At 33.6% G+C, this 19131-nt stretch carries 20 protein-coding genes; 14 read left to right on the forward strand and 6 right to left on the reverse strand.

Annotated elements, in window-relative coordinates; translation table 11 throughout:
- Positions 1 to 144: 144 nt before the first annotated feature.
- Complete coding sequence (locus Q0910_RS10195) at positions 145 to 618, reverse strand: hypothetical protein (RefSeq protein WP_299215628.1); 474 nt, start codon at positions 616 to 618, stop codon at positions 145 to 147.
- Positions 615 to 1289, reverse strand: coding sequence for a hypothetical protein (locus Q0910_RS10200; RefSeq protein WP_299215630.1), 675 nt, complete (start codon positions 1287 to 1289; stop codon positions 615 to 617). Before Q0910_RS10200 ends, Q0910_RS10195 begins: the two co-directional genes overlap by 4 nt.
- Positions 1290 to 1654: 365 nt before the next feature.
- On the opposite strand from Q0910_RS10200, the gene Q0910_RS10205 reads away from it, so the two are divergent.
- The 13 genes from Q0910_RS10205 to Q0910_RS10265 all read left to right on the forward strand — a co-directional run bounded on the left by Q0910_RS10205 (position 1655) and on the right by Q0910_RS10265 (position 14251).
- Positions 1655 to 3223: a VWA domain-containing protein gene (locus Q0910_RS10205; RefSeq protein WP_366142656.1), complete on the forward strand. Its 1569-nt coding sequence runs from the start codon at positions 1655 to 1657 to the stop codon at positions 3221 to 3223.
- 1 nt (position 3224) lies between these two features.
- Positions 3225 to 4052, forward strand: coding sequence for a DUF4349 domain-containing protein (locus Q0910_RS10210; RefSeq protein ID WP_299215632.1), 828 nt, complete (start codon positions 3225 to 3227; stop codon positions 4050 to 4052).
- Between the two features lie 159 nt (positions 4053 to 4211).
- Entirely contained in the window at positions 4212 to 5930 is a 1719-nt protein-coding gene (locus Q0910_RS10215; RefSeq protein ID WP_299215634.1) for a VWA domain-containing protein, read from the forward strand.
- A 79-nt stretch (positions 5931 to 6009) separates the two neighbouring features.
- The gene (locus Q0910_RS10220) at positions 6010 to 6606 is read left to right on the forward strand and encodes a SprT-like domain-containing protein (protein ID WP_299216452.1); all 597 of its coding nucleotides are present in this window, start codon (positions 6010 to 6012) and stop codon (positions 6604 to 6606) included.
- Positions 6607 to 6608: 2 nt separating this feature from the next.
- Complete coding sequence (locus tag Q0910_RS10225; RefSeq protein WP_299215636.1) at positions 6609 to 7685, forward strand: mannose-1-phosphate guanylyltransferase; 1077 nt, start codon at positions 6609 to 6611, stop codon at positions 7683 to 7685.
- Between the two features lie 5 nt (positions 7686 to 7690).
- A complete protein-coding gene (locus Q0910_RS10230) occupies positions 7691 to 9139 on the forward strand; it encodes a DUF389 domain-containing protein (RefSeq protein WP_299215638.1) in 1449 nt (482 codons plus the stop codon).
- 101 nt (positions 9140 to 9240) lie between these two features.
- Complete coding sequence (locus tag Q0910_RS10235; protein ID WP_299215640.1) at positions 9241 to 10104, forward strand: AraC family transcriptional regulator; 864 nt, start codon at positions 9241 to 9243, stop codon at positions 10102 to 10104.
- A gap of 87 nt (positions 10105 to 10191) precedes the next feature.
- Positions 10192 to 10947, forward strand: coding sequence for an SDR family oxidoreductase (locus Q0910_RS10240; RefSeq protein WP_299215642.1), 756 nt, complete (start codon positions 10192 to 10194; stop codon positions 10945 to 10947).
- A gap of 26 nt (positions 10948 to 10973) precedes the next feature.
- Positions 10974 to 11519, forward strand: coding sequence for an OsmC family protein (locus tag Q0910_RS10245; protein WP_299215644.1), 546 nt, complete (start codon positions 10974 to 10976; stop codon positions 11517 to 11519).
- 50 nt (positions 11520 to 11569) lie between these two features.
- The gene (locus tag Q0910_RS10250; protein WP_299215646.1) at positions 11570 to 12313 is read left to right on the forward strand and encodes a cysteine hydrolase; all 744 of its coding nucleotides are present in this window, start codon (positions 11570 to 11572) and stop codon (positions 12311 to 12313) included.
- Between the two features lie 54 nt (positions 12314 to 12367).
- Complete coding sequence (locus Q0910_RS10255) at positions 12368 to 12787, forward strand: OsmC family protein (protein ID WP_299215648.1); 420 nt, start codon at positions 12368 to 12370, stop codon at positions 12785 to 12787.
- Between the two features lie 11 nt (positions 12788 to 12798).
- Positions 12799 to 13758, forward strand: a complete 960-nt coding sequence (locus tag Q0910_RS10260; protein ID WP_299215650.1) for an alpha/beta hydrolase — start codon at positions 12799 to 12801, stop codon at positions 13756 to 13758.
- Positions 13759 to 13894: 136 nt separating this feature from the next.
- Entirely contained in the window at positions 13895 to 14251 is a 357-nt protein-coding gene (locus Q0910_RS10265) for a DoxX family protein (protein ID WP_299215652.1), read from the forward strand.
- Positions 14252 to 14344: 93 nt separating this feature from the next.
- Here Q0910_RS10265 and Q0910_RS10270 read toward each other — a convergent pair whose 3' ends face one another.
- The 3 genes from Q0910_RS10270 to Q0910_RS10280 all read right to left on the reverse strand — a co-directional run bounded on the left by Q0910_RS10270 (position 14345) and on the right by Q0910_RS10280 (position 16261).
- Entirely contained in the window at positions 14345 to 14542 is a 198-nt protein-coding gene (locus tag Q0910_RS10270; protein ID WP_299215654.1) for a hypothetical protein, read from the reverse strand.
- A 217-nt stretch (positions 14543 to 14759) separates the two neighbouring features.
- Positions 14760 to 15524 (reverse strand): ATP-binding cassette domain-containing protein, encoded by a 765-nt coding sequence (locus tag Q0910_RS10275; protein ID WP_299215656.1) that lies wholly within the window; start codon positions 15522 to 15524, stop codon positions 14760 to 14762.
- Complete coding sequence (locus tag Q0910_RS10280; RefSeq protein ID WP_299215658.1) at positions 15524 to 16261, reverse strand: ABC transporter permease; 738 nt, start codon at positions 16259 to 16261, stop codon at positions 15524 to 15526. Before Q0910_RS10280 ends, Q0910_RS10275 begins: the two co-directional genes overlap by 1 nt.
- A gap of 115 nt (positions 16262 to 16376) precedes the next feature.
- Here Q0910_RS10280 and pafA point away from each other — a divergent pair, with 115 nt between their 5' ends.
- Positions 16377 to 18053 (forward strand): alkaline phosphatase PafA, encoded by a 1677-nt coding sequence (pafA, locus tag Q0910_RS10285; RefSeq protein ID WP_299215660.1) that lies wholly within the window; start codon positions 16377 to 16379, stop codon positions 18051 to 18053.
- A 6-nt stretch (positions 18054 to 18059) separates the two neighbouring features.
- Here pafA and Q0910_RS10290 read toward each other — a convergent pair whose 3' ends face one another.
- Positions 18060 to 19109, reverse strand: coding sequence for an FAD-dependent oxidoreductase (locus Q0910_RS10290; protein WP_299215662.1), 1050 nt, complete (start codon positions 19107 to 19109; stop codon positions 18060 to 18062).
- Positions 19110 to 19131 lie beyond the last annotated feature (22 nt).

Genomic DNA, 19131 nt, shown 5'->3' on the forward strand with positions numbered 1-19131 from the left:
ATATTAATAATTGATTAACAACAAGTTAAAAACTCAAAATACTCGACAAATGCTAATTTTTTTTCGTCGAAAAGCCTAAAATATAATGGTTTTAGAGTCATTGTAAGACGGAAAAACCGTAAAAATTATGTTAAAAAAGATGTTTTAATCGATTTTTGTTGATGATTTCATCCTTTCAAAAACTGCTTTTGATGTCTTAAACTTAACACCGTCGATCATTGTAGAAGAGGTTTTTATATAAGAAACAATCGTGTCAGTTTCGGTATTATTAAAATGAACTTGAGTGATTATTTTAGTAATTGAATCAGAGAGTACTTCAGGTTGTTCAATAAAATTAATTTGTTGTATTTCTTTTACGTCTTTTGAGTTAAATAATTTTACATCCTTCTCTTTGCTCTTAAATTCCGGGTGTTGTTTTACTAGTATTTGTTTGTCTAAATAATCTTGTAACTTTTCAGTAATCAAAACAGAGTAAGCATCTTCTAGTGCGTCAAAAGAGGTTTTCTCTTCCACAGAAATAGCCTCATCGGTTACGCTTTCAGCTTCCATCATTTTGTATGAATTGTTCGCACAACCTATAATCAGTAATAATATTATGAGATATACAAACTGTTTCATGATTTCACTCTGAATTTTAGTTTAACAATTTGCCCTTTGGATCTTTTGGATTCAATAATTTCAATATTTCTTAAACTCTTGATTGGTGTAGTGAGTTTATCAATGAATTCACTTTTAGAATATACTTCAATACCTAATCCCGATGGCAGTACCTGAAAAATAGTTGCGTCATTGGCAATCATTCTGGATAATTCATTTTTTCTGTTTTTCCAATCCTCCAGTTTACCATTCGCATAATAATGTAACATTAAGGCATAATCATCTGTACTAACTTGGATATTTTCATTAGTTATAGATGAAACAGTTCTAAAAATAGTATCGGTTTTATGATATGGAGATTTGATAACAAAATGAATATAGTCGTCTTTTGTACTCCATTTAAAACATCCTAAACTATCACTTTTTGCATAAAAAGGAGACTGTTTATCATTTAGGACTATAATATCGATAGGAGTTTTGGTAATGGGTAGATTTCTGTCCTGATCAATAAAACAAAAGCTAAAGGTGTGTGCTTTTGGAATTAAAAAATAAGCAGAGGTGATAAATACAATTCCAATTAACAAAAAACCAATCAATTTAGAAACTACACGACTTTTCTTCTGAATTTTCTTTTGAGAATTCATTGCTTTAAAATCTGCCCAATTTTTATGACCACTGTATTCAGACAGCATATTAAGAATGTCTACCCGAGGTAATTTTTCCGCATTATTTTTAAAATAACTGTAGAAAGATTTTTCGCTAATACTACCTTTTACTTGTTTTCGTAAATCTTCCTGAAACAATATAATATCCTGACCTTTCCACTGAGCGATATCATCACTCGAGGCAGTATTCTCTTTTAAAAACTGTCTAGTAACGGCTTTTTTAAGAAGAGAGAATGCTATGTGTTCTTCAGGATTAATAATTGTATTGTTTTGATTATTAAGTAAATATGACTTGTAAAACGGTTTACAATTGTTTTACAAAGGCTATACAAGAGTACAGGTTTTTATGATACTATGTTTGTTTTCAGTTTAACAAGGTAAAAACAATAAATATGAAAACAAAGACTATTAAAAAAATCGGATTTATACTTCTTGGATTGTTCTTTTTAGGAATAAGCTCTTGCAACCAGTATGCTACCAGAAAGTATACTGTTCACGAAAGTATTGTTTTAGAAGATAGAGTGGATTTTAAACAAGATATCAATGAAAATGATGAGGCGTACAAAGAAATTATAGAAAACGCTTTTAAAAGAGTCAGTTTAGCTCCACTATCAACTTTTTCCATAGATGTGGATAAAGCTTCATACAGTAATATTCGCCGGATGATTAATAATGGTCAGGAGATTCCTGAAGACGCGGTTAAAATTGAAGAAATGATCAACTATTTTAAGTATGATTATAAACAACCTGTAGATGAGCATCCTTTTGCAATTCATACAGAATCCGGATCAACTCCTTGGAATGAAGAAACACAATTAGTCAAAATAGGAATAAAGGGCAAAGAAATACCAGCAGAAAGTTTTCCGGCATCCAATCTGGTGTTTTTAATTGATGTTTCTGGATCTATGAATGATATCAACAAATTACCATTACTAAAAAAGGCCTTCAAGCTGTTGGTGGCGCAATTAAGGACAGAAGACAGAGTATCCATTGTTGTATATGCAGGTGCTGCTGGTGTAGTGCTCAAACCAACAAGTGGAAAAAATAAGGAAAAGATAATGGAAGCATTGGATAATCTACAAGCAGGAGGTTCGACTGCTGGTGGTGAAGGAATTAAGCTAGCTTATAAAATAGCAGAAGAACATTATATCAAAAACGGAAATAACAGAGTGATCCTGGCAACTGATGGTGATTTTAATGTAGGAGTTAGTAGTGATACTGGCATGAAAAAATTGATTGAAGAAAAAAGAGCATCAGGAGTATTCTTAACCTGTCTGGGTTTTGGAATGGGTAATTATAAAGATAGTAAACTAGAAACGCTAGCAGATACTGGTAATGGTAATCATGCCTATATCGATTCGATGCAAGAAGCACAGCGAGTATTAGGAACTGAGTTTGGAGGAACATTATATACCATTGCAAAAGATGTAAAAATCCAGGTAGAATTTAATCCAGCCAAAGTACAGGCATATCGTTTGATAGGTTATGAAAATAGATTACTAAATGATGAAGATTTTATAGACGATACTAAAGATGCCGGAGAACTGGGTAGCGGACATACAGTTACAGCATTGTATGAAGTGATACCAATCGGGGTACAAAGCAAATATCTTAAGGAGGTTTCAGATTTAAAATACTCTGAAAAAAATGAAAAAGCAGAGAAAGCTAAATATGGAGACGAGTTGTTTACCGTAAAATTTAGGTATAAAAAACCAAAGGAGGATCAAAGCATTGAGATGGTATATGTACATAAAACAGATGTCGAAAAGCAAACGTCAATTGACTTTCGATTCGTTACTTCTGTAGCTTGGTATGGAATGAAATTACGAAACTCAAAATATATGCAAAATCAAAACATCGAAGATATCACCACTTTGGCAAAAAACAGTAAAGGGAATGATGAGCAGGGATATAGGGCAGAGTTTGTAAGATTAATGAATAGTTATGAAAAAGCGAACTAATATGAAACTGATTAAGATACTTCAGGTTTTATGTCTTTTATTTCTCGTACTGTCTTGTTCTCAAGCAGAAAAGGATTATAACGATGCTTCGGGAAGTATTCCTATGGAAGAAATTATAGAGGCTTCAGTTTTGAATGCATCCGAAAAAGAAGATAAAAAAGAAATTGTAACCGATAAGCTCAGGATAATTAAAAATGCAAATTGTCGTATCAAAGTAAATCGTGTAGAACAAGCAAGTATGCTATCAAAAGAAATAGTTTCTAAATATAAAGGTTATGTTTCTGATGAACGCTTTACTCATACCAATTACGTAAAAGAAAATAGGTTTACGATTAGAGTTCCTCAAGAAAATTTTGATGAAGTATTGGATAGTATTTGCACTTTGGCAGATTTTGTGGATTATAAAAATATATCGACCGTAGACGTCACTGAAGAATATATTGATGTTAAATCACGATTGAAAACAAAGTTAGAAGTGAAGCAGCGCTATGAAACTATTCTTAAAACCAGAGCAAAGACTGTAGAAGATATTTTGTTGACGGAAGATAATTTAAGAGTGCTCCAGGAGGAAATAGAAGCAGCACAAGGGCGATTAAACTATCTGGCTAATAGAGTGTCTTATAGTACAATTCAGTTTGATTTTTATGAAACAGTTGTTCCTAAAGAGGAACCTCAGAAGTACGTAAAAAGTTTTATGGATAGGGCTGCGGATGGATTATCTTTTGGTTGGAATCTTTTACAACATTTATTTCTAGTACTCTTTTATGTTTGGCCATTAGTGCTATTAGGAGTTTTGGTTTTTATCTATTTTAAATGGATTAGGAAATAGTAGTAGGCCTTTTAAAACAACATAAGATTTTTTTCAATTTTAATAATACCACACTCGAGTAATTTGTATAACGAAGAAAAAGGACGATAATATATTTTATCGGGATCTCATTGTGGTATTATGTTTGTTTCACTATTAAATGTAACAAAACTAAATAGTATGAAAACAATGAGTATTAAAAAAAACAGATGGGGGATAATAGGATTATCCGCTTTACTGATCACTTCTTGTGATCCTAAAACGAAGACGCCTGCTAATATAGTTGTTGATGTCAAAGAAGAGCACGACTTAGTTATTTCAGAAAACGAAGAGGTACCTAAGATTAAAGAAGTAAACGAAGAGGTTTTTGTTGAACAATTTATGATTGAAGATATAGAAGAACAGGAATCTATTATAGAACCAATTGAATTTAAGTTTGAAGCAGTACAAAACGAAATTGCAATTAAGTCATCGCCTCCTGCTCTTATGAAAGAAATGAATGATGAATCTTATGCCGAAGTCAATGAAAATACTTTTAAAAGAGTCAGTTTAGCTCCACTATCAACTTTTTCTATAGATGTTGATAAAGCTTCATACAGTAATATTCGCCGGATGATTAATAATGGTCAGGAGATTCCTGAAGACGCGGTGAAGATAGAAGAGATGATAAACTATTTTAAGTATGATTATAAACAACCTGTAGATGAGCATCCTTTTGCAATTCATACAGAATCCGGATCAACTCCTTGGAATGAAGAAACACAATTGGTCAAAATAGGAATAAAAGGCAAAGAAATACCAGCAGAAAGTTTTCCGGCATCCAATCTGGTGTTTTTAATTGATGTTTCTGGATCTATGAATGATATCAACAAATTACCATTACTAAAAAAGGCTTTTAAACTGTTGGTGGCTCAATTAAGGACAGAAGACAAGGTGTCCATTGTTGTATATGCAGGTGCTGCTGGTGTAGTGCTCAAACCAACAAGTGGAAAAAATAAGGAAAAGATACTAGAAGCATTAGATAATCTACAAGCAGGAGGTTCGACTGCTGGTGGTGAAGGAATTAAGCTAGCTTATAAAATAGCTGAGGAACATTATATCAAAAATGGAAATAATAGAGTGATTCTGGCAACTGATGGGGATTTTAATGTAGGAGTTAGTAGTGATACCGGCATGAAAAAATTGATTGAAGAAAAAAGAACATCAGGAGTATTTTTAACCTGTCTAGGTTTTGGAATGGGTAATTATAAAGATAGTAAACTAGAAGCGCTAGCAGATACTGGTAATGGTAATCATGCCTATATCGATTCGATGCAAGAAGCACAGAGAGTATTAGGGACTGAGTTTGGAGGAACATTATATACCATTGCAAAAGATGTGAAAATCCAGGTAGAGTTTAATCCAGCCAAAGTACAGGCATATCGTTTGATAGGTTATGAAAATAGATTGCTCAATGATGAAGATTTTATAGATGATACTAAAGATGCCGGAGAACTTGGTAGCGGACATACGGTTACCGCATTGTATGAAGTGATACCAATCGGAGTACAAAGCAAATATCTTAAGGAGGTTTCAGATTTAAAATATTCTGAAAAAAATGAAAAAGCAGAGAAAGCTAAACATGGAAACGAGTTGTTTACCGTAAAATTTAGGTATAAAAAGCCAAAGGAAGATCGAAGTATTGAAATGGTCCATATACATAAAACAGATACCGAAAAACAAATCTCAACGGACTTTCAATTTGCTGCTTCTGTAGCTTGGTATGGGATGAAGTTGAGAAACTCAAAATATATGCAAAATCAAAACATCGAAGATATCACCACTTTGGCAAAAAACAGTAAAGGGAATGATGAGCAGGGATATAGAGCAGAGTTTGTAAGATTAATGAATAGTAATTAAGGAGCATACTAATTATTTTCGATAATAAATCTTTTATAAGCGCATCGGACAGATGCGCTTAATTTTGTATTTTGCGGCAATGAAGGAAATCTTGGCAAGATACATCCCTGAACGAGCAATAGAACCGGCATTTGATTTGATTGTGAAATGTAATGTTCACCTAAAAATTGTGAATGAACGTGTCACTCGTCATGGTGATTATCGTAAAATGCCAGATGGTAGACATCAAATCACTGTTAACGCATCTTTGAATGCCTATCGGTTTTTGATAACATTGATTCACGAAATTGCTCATTTGGTTGCTTTCGAAAAGCATGGACGTTATATCAAACCCCACGGAATAGAATGGAAACGAACTTTTCAGCAATTGATGCTACCGTACATCAATCCAGATGTTTTTCCATCCAGATTATTGCCTGTTATTGCCAATCATTTTAAGAATCCGAGAGCAAGTAGTGATACAGATGCAAAACTATCATTAGCGCTAAAACAATATGACCCAGAGAATGATAAAAATTATATCTTTGAAGTACCTTTAGGAAGTAAGTTTAGATTATATAATGGAAAGATATTCCAAAAAGGAAATAAACGTATTAAACGTTATGAATGTGTCGAAATTAGCACAGGCAGAGTATACCTGTTTAACCCCAATGCTGAAGTCGAATTACTAAATTAATTATGAACAAAAATTATTATGCCATTTTGATGGCTGGTGGAGTCGGATCCCGATTTTGGCCTGTAAGTACAACAGAGTTTCCGAAACAGTTCCACGATATGCTAGGAACTGGAGAGACATTGATTCAACGTACATTTAGTAGGTTAGCAAAAATCATCCCAACCGAGAATATATTTATTCTGACCAATGAGCGATATAATGATCTGGTATTGGAGCAATTGCCTGATGCAGAACAGCGCCAAGTAGTTACAGAACCGGCAATGCGTAATACAGCTCCATGCATCTTATATGCTGCACTGAAAATTCAGAAAGAAAATCCAGATGCAGTTATGGTAGTGGCACCAAGTGATCACTGGATTGAAGATGAAGATGCATTTGTAGGGAACTTAAAGCAAAGTTTTGATGCTTGCTCAGAAAAAGATATTCTAATGACTTTGGGTATCCAACCTGCGTTTCCAAATACAGGGTATGGATACATACAATACGATAAAGAAACGAATGCTATTAAAAAAGTAGCTCAGTTTACAGAAAAACCTAATTATGAAACAGCAAAGCAATTCCTAAATCAAGGTAACTATCTCTGGAATGCCGGAATTTTTATTTGGAGTGTCAAAAGTATTGTAAGCGCTTTCGCTAAATTCCAAAAAGAGATGACCGTTTTGTTTGAAAAAGGATTGGATACTTACAATACAAAAGAAGAAAATGATTTTATTGCGGTTAATTATCCACTCGCAGAAAATATTTCTATAGATTATGCTATCTTAGAGAAAGCAGAAAATGTATATGTGCTTGCTGCTACCTTTGATTGGAATGATCTTGGTACTTGGGGGTCTTTATATGATAAACTTGATAAAACCAATGCTAATAATGCGGTGGTGAATGCCAGGGTTTTGGCAGAGGACGCTACAGGTAATATGATTAGAACTGCTACAGATAAAATTGTTGTAGTGGATGGACTAAAGGATTATATTATAGTAGATAAAGAAGAAGTCCTGTTAATTTACCCCAAAAAGAAAGAACAGGATATTAAACAAGTACTTAAAAAAGTAAAAGATACCTACGGAGAAAAATACGGATAATACTAATGGAAGAAAATACAAACCAACCTGTTAATTCAGAACAAGAAGAAATTAAAGAATCTGTAAAAAGGGACGCTAAAGGCCTTTTTGTAAGTATCAAATTATTTCTTTCAGGTTTATTAGATATTCGATCGGATACAGATAGAGATCAGACGATAGAGGATGTTAAGAATGATATTCCTTTTAAAGGACATACTGCTTGGATCCTTATATTTTCTGTATTTGTGGCGTCTATTGGATTAAATGTTAGTTCTACGGCGGTTGTGATCGGTGCGATGTTAATTTCTCCATTAATGGGACCGATTGTAGGTGTTGGCCTTTCTATCGCAATTAATGATATTGATACGCTTAAACGATCTTTGGTTAATTTGGGGGTGATGGTTGGGCTCAGCGTTTTAACGGCTACTTTGTATTTTGCAGTTTCACCTTTGACAGAGCTTACGCCAGAACTAGAATCCAGGACAGCTCCAACGATTCTGGATGTTTTTGTGGCAATTTCTGGTGGTTTAGCACTGATTGTTGCTAAATCCAAAAAAGGAACCATGCCCAATGCTATAGCAGGAGTTGCAATTGCTACGGCTTTAATGCCTCCTTTGTGTACGGTTGGATATGGAATTGCAGAATTAAATCCGGAATATGCAATAGGTGCAATATATCTTTTTAGTATTAATGCCATTTTTATTGCATTATCTACTTTTATTGTAGCTAAGTTATTACGTTTTCCAATGCTCCGTTATGCAAATTCGGCAAAAAGGAAACGTATAGCTAGACTGGCTTCCGCTTTGGCAATTATAGCGATTATTCCGGCGATTTGGACCTTTTATAATACCTTGAGTATGAGTAATGCTGATAGGGATTATAAAAGTTTTTTGGCCAATGAAATTGATGCAAACCCTAATTTATATCTACGCAAGCAATTTTATGAGTATGATGATAAGTCTATCAAATTATACTTTGATGGTGAAATCGCTGAAGCAACTGTGAGTGATTTACAAAATGAGCTGAAAAATTACGAAAGTATAAGAGATTTTACATTGAAAATTAGCGGTAATAAAGCAAGAGGAATTGAGCAAATCTCTAAAGCAAACGATAGATATATTGTAGAGTTAAATCGTTTAGAAACTGAAAATGAAACATTATTAGATAAGGTCGAAGATCTAAAGATACGACTTGCGCTAATGGAAACTCAATTAGCCGAAGCACAAAAAGTAATTCCTATAGAAGTATTGCCTTATAATAATATTGCCAAAGATGCAAAAATCCGCTTCCCGGATTTATCTCAGCTAGGTTATGGAGAAGTACTACAATCCAATTTCCTAAAAGTAGATACCGTAAAAGTTATCTTCCCACAATGGAAATTCCAAGTATCAGATAGCTTAAACGATGTTAGAAATAAAGATCTCCGAGAGTGGATTACTGGTGAGCTGAAGGCTGATACGTTATTGGTGAGGTAGTTGTATAAATTAACAATATTAAGCGTAATTATAAGTTTATAATAGGGTAATAAAAATAATACAATCTGGGATATCCATTTGTTGACAATAATAAATGAGCGTTGGACACAATTAAAAGATATGATCTGCATAAAGATGATTATTCAAAACTTCACTTTGAAGTGAATGATGCCTTATCCTATTTTGAAAAAAATAAACAGCATGCATCTGTTCCTCATAGACACAGCTTTTATCAGATAATTTGGTTTAAAAAAGCCGGCCGACATTTTGTGGATTATGACACTATCGATCATGATGCAAATACGATCTTTTTTATAAATCGTAATCAGATTCACTATTTCTGTATAGATGCCCCTAATGAAGGATATCTATTTCATTTTAATGACTATTTTATCAATAAAAGTAAGGCTGGATTGATGGACCGCTTTTCATTATCCATCTTTAATGAAATAGGTAGTAACTGCTTGAAGTTATCGGATAGTGATACAAAAAAAGTAGGGCTGTTAGCCTCCTATATAGAATCAGAAATTCATAGTAAAGACAGCTATTACAAAGAGCAAGTATATCATTATTTCCAAAACATTTTATTTCAAATTGAACGTTTAAGAAAACTTGACGGTAGTATTGATGTTGAAACAAACCCAGAACATAAACTAGCTGCTGACTTTAAAAAACTTGTTTTTGAAGAAATAGAAAGCTTTCATAGTATAGATTATTTCGCTAGCACATTAGGAACTAATTCGAAGACACTTACAGAGGTTTCTAAAGCTATTTTGCTGGATACTCCTGCAAATATTATAAAACAAAGTAAACTTCTCGAAGCAAAGCGTATGCTTTCTAATCGTTCCTCTGCTATAAAAGAAATTGCATACGGCTTAGGTTTCGAAGATCCCACTTATTTTACCAAGTATTTTAAAAAAGGTACGGGTTACACTCCGAAACAATTTCAAAAAGCGCATCTCTAAATTACCATTCTTAGCTTCTGGATTACCATTTTTTATTTGAGATTATACTGAATTTTGTACCAGTATTAATTCTAAAAAAAATAAAAAATGAATACACAAGCTTTAATTATTGGTGGAACTTCAGGAATGGGAAAAGCCACCGCAGAACTTTTAGTAAAAGATGGTATCGAGGTCCTTATTGTTGGTCGAAATGATTCTAACCTTGCAAAAGCCGAACGAGAATTGTCTAGACTTGGATCAGTAAAGTCCATAAGTGTTGATTTAAGTGACACGGAAGCAGTCAAATCTTTTGCAACATCTATCCAAGGTATAGCACCTAATTTAAAATATATAGTAAATGCGGCAGGTTATTTTAGCCCAAAACCGTTTCTAGAACACGAAGAAGAGGATTATGATACCTATCACAACTTTAATCGTGCTTTTTTCTTTATCAATCAAGCAGCTTCTAAGGTGCTTATCAAAAACGGAGGAGGATCGATAGTAAATATTGGTTCTATGTGGGCAAAACAAGCTATTAAGGCAACTCCTTCATCGGCTTATTCTATGGCTAAAGCAGGCCTTCATTCATTAACACAACATCTCGCTATGGAGTTAGCCGAATACAATATCCGAGTAAATGCGGTATCGCCGGCAGTAGTAGTTACACCGATTTACGGAGCCTTTATAGAAGAAGATAAAATTGAAGAGACTTTGCAAGGATTCAATGATTTCCACCCTATCGGTAGAGTGGGGCGTACTGATGATATAGCAAAGACCATTTACTTCTTATTGTCAGATCAAAGTTCTTGGGTAACTGGAGCGATTTGGGATATAGACGGAGGTGTAATGGCAGGAAGAAACTAATGATAACCCTTTAAAAAAGTATTAAAATGTCTGATATAAAAATTAATGGTATTGACACAGTAGGATTACAACAATATGTCGATACAATTACAGAAATACCTTCTGAAGCAATTTCTAAATATGGAATTAAAGCCGAATGGCAGGGAGGTGTAAAGACTCAAATCACTGCGCTTAATCAAACAGTAGGTGATAAAGAAATTGAGAAAGATTTTCAATTTATTATTGATGAGCCTAATGAATTATTAGGTGCTAATAGCTATCCATCACCACAAGAATATCTTTTGGGAGGACTTGCAGGATGTATGATGGTTGGTTTTGTTGCTAATGCGGCCAATAATAATATTGAATTAGAAAATGTAACCCTTACAATTAAAGGAGAATTAAACCTTCGTGGATTCCTGGGTGTAGATGAAGAAGCTCCTGTTGGCTTTGAAGAACTCAAATTCAATTATGAAGTAAAAGGGAGTGGAACACAGGAAGATTATGATAAAATTATCGAAAAAGTGAGAAAGACATCTCCAAATTATAGAACGATGACGGATAATGTAAAAATGACAGCTTATAAGATATAAGTTCTTTTACAATCTTTTGAAAAATAGTATAAACATAAAAAATAAAAAAAATGAAAACACAAATTTTTAAATTAGGAATGTTAGTAATTCTAACAATAGGATTTCATACGAACTCTTACGCTCAACTACCAGATCCTGGTTTTACAGTTGACGAAAACACAGCCATTGTAATCACTGATCCACAAAATGATTTTCTTAGCCCTGATGGTGTTACCTGGGGTGTGGTAGGCGAAAGCGTTACAAAAAATAACACAGTAGAAAACCTTGAAGCACTATTTAAAGTTGCCAAAGAAAAAAATATTAAAGTATTCGTATCACCGCATTATTACTACAAACATGATCACCAGTGGGAGATAGAAGGAGCACTTGAGGCACTAATGCATAAAATCAACATGTTTGATAGATCACATACACTTAAAACTGAAGGATTTGAAGGGTCTGGTGCTGATTGGTTAGATCGTTATAAAGAATACATAGATGAAGATAATGTTATCGTAACAAATCCTCACAAGGTATATGGACCTGAATCTAATGATCTTGCATTACAATTACGTAAACACGGATACAGCAATGTAATTTTGGCAGGAATGTCTGCTAATCTATGTACCGAGTCCCATATGAGAGATTTAGTGGAATCAGGATTTCGCGTAGCCGTAGTTTCGGATGCTACTGCAGGAGCTATTTTACCTGGTCTTAATGCTTATGAAGCTGCGGTTGTTAATTTTAAAATGATTGCCAGTCACGTGTTCACAACTCAAGAAATTGTAACTGAAATAAACAACTTTAGAAAGTAAACAATAACACCCTTTTCTAGACATAATCTGGAAAAGGGTTAAAACCATAAAAAAATGAGTACTAAAATAAACATCAAAAATTTACCGATTGGATATCAATCTGTAATAAGTAATGGAAAACACGCGATTATTGGAGATGAACCAATCCCGTCAAAGGGAACAGACTTGGGCTTCTCACCTGTAGAGCTGGTATTAGCTGGAATTGCAATGTGTAAAGTAGCTACTATCCGTAATGCAGCCAGAAGAAAGAGTTGGGAGATTGGCGAAGTAAATGCAGCCCTATCTCAAGATGCTTTTAAGCAAGAGGACAGAAGTTTTAAGACTACCGTTGATTCTCGAATTAACATTGAAGGAGACATTACAGAAGAGCAACGCGATTATCTTATCAAGGAAGCTGATAATTGCTATGTAACCCGAATGATAAAAGGAGAATGGGAGTTTCAAGAATCCAATAAGTTACAATTAACCGCATAAAAATTTATATCATGAAAAATATACTATTTATTATTGTTTTATTGGTGATTAGTTGTTCACCTAATACCAATAAAGAACAAAAAACAAATGATGACAGAAACATTGTGGAACAGAAAGTTACTACAACGTTTAAAAAGCAAAAAATTGATGGGATTAATATTTTTTATAGAGAAGCTGGCGATCCTAATAAAGAAACAATCGTTTTATTACATGGATTTCCAAGTTCATCACATCAATATCGCAAAGTACTCTCTGAACTTTCAGATGATTACCATTTAATTGCACCTGATTATCCCGGTTTTGGTGAAAGTGATTTTCCTGATGCTTCAGAATACGAATATACTTTTGATAATATTGCAGAAACAATTGATGGATTGTTAGAAAAATTAAAATTAGATTCTTATGTGTTGATGATTCAAGATTATGGAGCCCCAATTGGTTTAAGAATTGCTACTAAGCATCCCGAAAGAGTTCGTGGAATTATAAATCAAAATGGTAATGCTTACGAAAAGGGACTTGGTGAAGCTTGGGCTGGAGTAAAAAACCTTTGGGAGAATAGAAATTCAGAAACCGAAAACGCATTGCTAGGTGTATTTTCTTTAGAAGGCTTAAAATGGCAATACACACATGGTGTCAGAAATCCTGAAAATATAAATCCTGATACTTGGAATTTAGACTATGCACGTATGTCTAGACCTGGTGCTCATAAAGTAAATCTAGATTTATTCTACGATTATCAGAATAACATCAAACTGTACCCTAAATGGCAGCAGTACCTGAGAGAGAATCAGCCTCCTATGCTTATTGTATGGGGTAAAAACGATGCTTTTTTTCCAGAATCCGGAGCCAATGCTTTCCAGCGTGATCTTAAGAATGTAGATATTAATATTCTGAATACTGGTCATTTTGCCCTTGAAGAAGATGCTAATATTATAATTCCGAAAATGCGTTTGTTTATGAAAAAACTCTAATAAAACAAGTATGAGTTAAAAAAAAGCTTATTAAACGCAATTCACCTAGAATTGCGTTTTTTTAATATATTTATATATCATAAAAAACGCATACGTTCAATGTATGAGTATATAAATTCATAAAATAAATTTACCTGTGAAAATAATCTACTGGACATCAACCGCTCTGGTTTCTTTAATGCTGTTATGGAGTTCCTATACTTACTTTTTTAATAAAGAAACTATAGAGGGAATCAAGTCATTAGGGTTTCCTAACTTTTTTAGGATTCAATTGGGAGTTCTGAAGATAATTGCCGTCTTTATTTTATTAATACCACAAATACCGGTTCAGGTAAAAGAGTGGGGATATGCGGGAGTTGGATTATTTTTTGTAACTGCCATTGTAGCACACATTGCACATAAAGATTCAATTTTTATTTCTTTAATAAATGTGTTTTTTATAGGGCTACTTATCATTTCCAATATGTATATGTATAAGTTAAAAAGTGCATAAATATTGAAGTATTAAGAAATAAACGAATCATCACTTAAAAAGAAAACTGCTGATGCACTAAAGTAAATCAGCAGTTTCGAATAAGTTTAAATATTAAATGCAATAAGGAACCGGAAAAGAGTTTGGATTTCCTGGAACGAATTGACAATTAGAACCATTGTAATTTGGATTAGGGACACAACAAGAAAGTGCTGGGTTGCAACATCTGGATGGACGTAATCCGCCTCCATTAATTTCCTTTTGCTGATCTTTACTTAGTTTAATTCCGAATTTTGAAACATTTTTTAACATGTTGTAAGGTTTTAAGATTTATGAAGTTAAAGGTAAATAAACTCTGTAAAATCTATTTACGGCAATACCACATTTGGTGTTAAAGTTTTAATAATCAAAATCTTAACTAATTCTTAAAAATGTTTGATTAATTTTTCGAAAGTTAGTTAGTAATAAATTAGACGCTTCTACTAAAAATAAATTACTAAGGAATTAAGAGTTTTAAAATCAAGTTTTTCTAGAGTCCTTTTAACTGTGCATCTCTTACTTTCTTAAACAAGTTAGAAGAGTAAACGAATTCTGTTACAGCTTCGTTATCAGTTTTGAAAATTTGTGTTTTATCACCTTCCCATTCTAGATTACCATATTTTAGAAAAACAATCTTTTCTCCAATTTCCATAACAGAATTCATATCATGGGTATTGATGACCGTAGTGATGTCGTATTCTTCTGTGATTTCTTTTATCAGATTGTCAATCACAATAGCTGTTCTGGGGTCTAATCCAGAGTTAGGTTCATCACAAAATAGATATTTGGGCCTAGTTACAATCGCCCTTGCAATAGCTACTCGTTTTTGCATACCTCCACTTATTTCTGATGGAAGCTTATTGTTTGCATTCTCTAGATTTACACGAGCTAATACTTCATTTACCCGTTCACGCATTTCTTCTCTTTTCTGTTTGGTAAACATCATCAGTGGAAACATTACATTTTCTTCTACTGTCATAGAATCAAATAATGCACTTCCCTGAAATACCATCCCCATTTGTTCTCTAAGATTTCTCTGTTCCTCTGTAGAAAGATCAGAATAGGTGGCTCCATCATAACAAATAGAACCCTTTTCTGGTGTAAACAACCCAAGCATGCACTTTAGAAAAACAGTTTTACCACTACCACTGGTTCCAATAATTAAATTAGTTTTACCCCGCTCGAAAGTTGTAGTGATTCCTTTAAGAATCTGTTCTCCATTAAAACTTTTATGAATATCCTTTACTTCTATCATTAGCTTAACAATAATTGAGTTAGTATATAATTAGAAGTTACGATAACCACTGTTGTCCAAACAAACGCAGAAGTACTCGCTTTACCAACACCTAGCGCTCCACCTGTCATATAATACCCGTGAAAAGACGGAATAGTTGCTAATAGAAAGGCAAAAATAAACGTCTTAATAAAAGCATAAACTAAGTGATATGGGATAAACTCCTCGCGGAGCCCTGTTAAAAACTCAGAGCCCGAAACAAACCCTCCATAAACCCCAGCTATATATGCTCCAAATACACCAACAAACATTGCAATTGCTATAATAAAAGGATACATAAACATAGCAATGATTTTTGGAAATACTAAATAATTTAGAGAGTTAATTCCCATTACTTCTAATGCATCTATTTGCTCTGTAACTCTCATGGTTCCTATACTGGATGTGATAAAAGAGCCTACTTTACCAGCCATAATTACTGAAAGAAAGGTTGGGGCAAATTCTAAAATCATCGATTGTCTGGAAGCAAAACCAATTAATTGTTTTGGAATTAGCGGATTGGTAAGGTTTAAAGCAGTTTGTATAGCAATTACAGCACCAATAAAGAAAGCAAGAAATACAGTAATTCCTAATGAACCAATAATAAGGTCGTCTATTTCTTTGAAAATCAAGTTTCTAAGCACTGAACCTTTAGTCATGCGACTAAAAACTTTTTTTAACATTAAAAAATAACGACCAATATCGTCCAGATAAAACATATGCGCTACATTAGAAGGGCTAAAATAGAAAAAAAATTAGGTACAGCATGTAACCTTCCATTAAAGTTTTACATTTGCATAAATGGTATTTTGGCCATCTAAATTTTGAAAAGTAATGATAAAGAAAGTATTCTTAATTCTTGGAGCGGTTCTGTTTTCTATACAATGTAAGTCACAGCAAGTACAACCAGATCCAGATTCTAATGAATTTTCTAAGGAAAAGACTATAAATGTTTCACCAAAACTAGTAGTTGGGATGGTGGTAGATCAAATGAGATATGATTATCTAACACGTTTTTATAATCGTTTTGGAGAAGGTGGTTTTAAGAGAATGATTAGAGAGGGATTTAATTGTAAAAACAATCATTTTAACTATGTTCCTACCTATACTGGCCCAGGACATGCATCGGTATTTACAGGTACTACCCCTCAAAATCATGGGATTATCTCTAATTATTGGTACGATAAATTTAGTAAAAAAGGTGTGTATTGTGCTAGTGATCCATCCGTAAGAGCAGTTGGTTCAGATAGCGAGATGGAGAGAATGTCTCCGCATCGTATGAAAACTACAACCGTTGCGGATCAGAATCGATTGCATACACAGTTAAAAGGGAAGTCTATCGGAATTGCAATAAAAGACAGAGGAGCAATTTTGCCTGCAGGACATTCGGCAAATGGTGCGTATTGGTTTAGAGGAAAAGATGAAGGAAAATGGATTACCAGTACGTATTATAGAAATGACTTACCAAATTGGGTACAACAGTTTAATGACTCTGACAATGCAGAATCCTATCTAAAAGTATGGAATACTCTATATGATATCGATTCATATACTGAAAGTGGATCAGACCTAAATAATTTTGAGGCAGGGTTTAAAGGAAAAGAAACCGCCACATTTCCTTATGACTTAGCTGGTCTGAAGGATCAAAATGAAGGTTATGATATTATCAAGGGATCTGCATACGGTAATAGCTTAACGGCAGATTTTGCCATTGCTGCTATAGATGGTGAGGCTTTGGGTAAAGATGAGATAACTGATTTTCTAACAGTGAGCTTTTCTAGTACGGATTATGTAGGACATAATTTTGGAGTAAATTCTAAAGAAATTGAAGATACGTATTTGAGATTAGATAAAGATTTGGAACGATTTTTTAATGCATTAGATGCAAAGGTTGGAAAAGGAAATTATACGGTTTTTTTAACCGCGGATCACGGAGCTGTTCATGTACCATCGTATTTACAGACGCTAAAGATACCATCTGGTTATTTTAAAATGGATACTTTATCGACTAAGATTATGGCTTTTGTAAAAGAAAGATTTAAAGTGGACGGATTGATAGAGAAAATAGATAATGACCAAGTCTTTTTTGCATATGATGTTTTAAATAAAAATAATGTAAATGCTCAGGATTTACAGAAAGCTACTGCACATTACATCTTACAATATGATCAAATAGACAAGGTATTTACTAGAGAACAATTATTAACGGGAACATATACCGAAGGAATTGCTGCCTTAGTCCAAAAAGGATATAATCAGAAAAGAAGTGGAGACGTTGTTTTTGTATTAAACCCTGCGACTATTCTGTATTCTCGGACAGGATCCACACACGGAAGTGGATTGAATTACGATACGCATGCTCCTTTATTGTTTATGGGTAAAGGTATTAAACAAGGAAGCACTACAGAGAAAACAACCATTCCTGATATTGCCCCAACTATTTCTGCGTTATTAGGAATAACATTCCCTAATGGCGCTACAGGTGATGTGTTGCCTTTCATATTAAAATAAGAGTATTTAAATAAGTTTTTGATATATGGATTGAGCGCTGTGTATTGCGCCTTCCATATATCCCGCATGTCTTGTAGCGGTTTCTGATCCAGCAATAAAGAAGTTGTTATCAAAAAAGCCATTTTGATAATAATTATGCCCATTATTCTGATGTGGAAATATAAATTTTTCTGAATGAATAGAAGTGTTTTGTTCTTGTTTCCAAACAGCTTCTTCGTATGCTAGATATTCCAAAGCTTTGTCTCCAAATAATTTCTGAAGTTGATTTAATACCTTAGACTTTCTTTGCTCTTTGGTGTAGGTGTTCAAACCACTTTGTAGAAAACCTTTTAGTGCAAAGCGAGTGTTTTCTGCATTAGAATGATCGTATAATTCTGTGATAGGACCAACATTGCTAAAAACCGTTCCCGAATACTTATTTTCTTTCCAAAAAGGTTGCTTATACGAAATGCCAAATTTAATAGAGTCACCCATCCAGGTATGAGTTTTGTTGGCAATATCAATTACATTTTCAGGTAGTAATGGATTGAATTGTATGGAATTCATAAGAAGCATAGGAGGGATGGTAGAAATTACTTTATTAACATAATGGGTTGCAGATTCTGAATCAATTTCGAAGTGATCCTTCAGATAGTTAATATGTGTTACTTTTTCGTTTAGGATTAATTCTTCATTAGTAAGAAATTCAGCAAGTCTATTGATAATCGAAATTGTTCCACCTTGTATTCTATAGCTAGGTTGTTGATTAGTTGGTAATTGTATTTGTTGTGGTGGAGCAGTGGATAATGGTTCAAAAAGTGTAATTCCTTCCATAAATTGTTCAAAAACTGGAAGCTCTAATTCTTCTAGCAACATAAGTAATTCATAATGTTGAGTACTTAACCAAGTCGCTCCCATTTCGATTGGAGTTTCGTTTTTGGATTGTAGTGTGTGTATTCTTCCTCCGATTCTATTTCTAGCTTCAATAACCTTTGCGGCTATTCCACTTTTTTTTAATCTGTAAGCTAGTAATAGGCCAGTTAATCCAGCTCCTATAATAAGTACTTTTGATTTCATATTCGATATAAATATAAAGAGT

This window comes from uncultured Aquimarina sp., from assembly GCF_947495315.1.
Classification (GTDB): Bacteria; Bacteroidota; Bacteroidia; order Flavobacteriales; family Flavobacteriaceae; genus Aquimarina.

What these genes read in the sequence shown, in the direction of transcription:
- Q0910_RS10260 (WP_299215650.1), top strand. Translation starts at nt 12,799, where the DNA reads ATGAAAAATATACTATTTATTATTGTTTTATTGGTGATTAGTTGTTCA.
- Q0910_RS10270 (WP_299215654.1), bottom strand. Translation starts at nt 14,542, where the DNA reads ATGTTAAAAAATGTTTCAAAATTCGGAATTAAACTAAGTAAAGATCAG.
- pafA (WP_299215660.1), top strand. Translation starts at nt 16,377, where the DNA reads ATGATAAAGAAAGTATTCTTAATTCTTGGAGCGGTTCTGTTTTCTATA.
- Q0910_RS10230 (WP_299215638.1), top strand. Translation starts at nt 7,691, where the DNA reads ATGGAAGAAAATACAAACCAACCTGTTAATTCAGAACAAGAAGAAATT.
- Q0910_RS10280 (WP_299215658.1), bottom strand. Translation starts at nt 16,261, where the DNA reads ATGTTTTATCTGGACGATATTGGTCGTTATTTTTTAATGTTAAAAAAA.
- Q0910_RS10225 (WP_299215636.1), top strand. Translation starts at nt 6,609, where the DNA reads ATGAACAAAAATTATTATGCCATTTTGATGGCTGGTGGAGTCGGATCC.
- Q0910_RS10255 (WP_299215648.1), top strand. Translation starts at nt 12,368, where the DNA reads ATGAGTACTAAAATAAACATCAAAAATTTACCGATTGGATATCAATCT.
- Q0910_RS10195 (WP_299215628.1), bottom strand. Translation starts at nt 618, where the DNA reads ATGAAACAGTTTGTATATCTCATAATATTATTACTGATTATAGGTTGT.
- Q0910_RS10290 (WP_299215662.1), bottom strand. Translation starts at nt 19,109, where the DNA reads ATGAAATCAAAAGTACTTATTATAGGAGCTGGATTAACTGGCCTATTA.
- Q0910_RS10245 (WP_299215644.1), top strand. Translation starts at nt 10,974, where the DNA reads ATGTCTGATATAAAAATTAATGGTATTGACACAGTAGGATTACAACAA.
- Q0910_RS10205 (WP_366142656.1), top strand. Translation starts at nt 1,655, where the DNA reads ATGAAAACAAAGACTATTAAAAAAATCGGATTTATACTTCTTGGATTG.
- Q0910_RS10210 (WP_299215632.1), top strand. Translation starts at nt 3,225, where the DNA reads ATGAAACTGATTAAGATACTTCAGGTTTTATGTCTTTTATTTCTCGTA.
- Q0910_RS10220 (WP_299216452.1), top strand. Translation starts at nt 6,010, where the DNA reads ATGAAGGAAATCTTGGCAAGATACATCCCTGAACGAGCAATAGAACCG.
- Q0910_RS10250 (WP_299215646.1), top strand. Translation starts at nt 11,570, where the DNA reads ATGAAAACACAAATTTTTAAATTAGGAATGTTAGTAATTCTAACAATA.
- Q0910_RS10240 (WP_299215642.1), top strand. Translation starts at nt 10,192, where the DNA reads ATGAATACACAAGCTTTAATTATTGGTGGAACTTCAGGAATGGGAAAA.
- Q0910_RS10215 (WP_299215634.1), top strand. Translation starts at nt 4,212, where the DNA reads ATGAAAACAATGAGTATTAAAAAAAACAGATGGGGGATAATAGGATTA.
- Q0910_RS10275 (WP_299215656.1), bottom strand. Translation starts at nt 15,524, where the DNA reads ATGATAGAAGTAAAGGATATTCATAAAAGTTTTAATGGAGAACAGATT.
- Q0910_RS10200 (WP_299215630.1), bottom strand. Translation starts at nt 1,289, where the DNA reads ATGCTGTCTGAATACAGTGGTCATAAAAATTGGGCAGATTTTAAAGCA.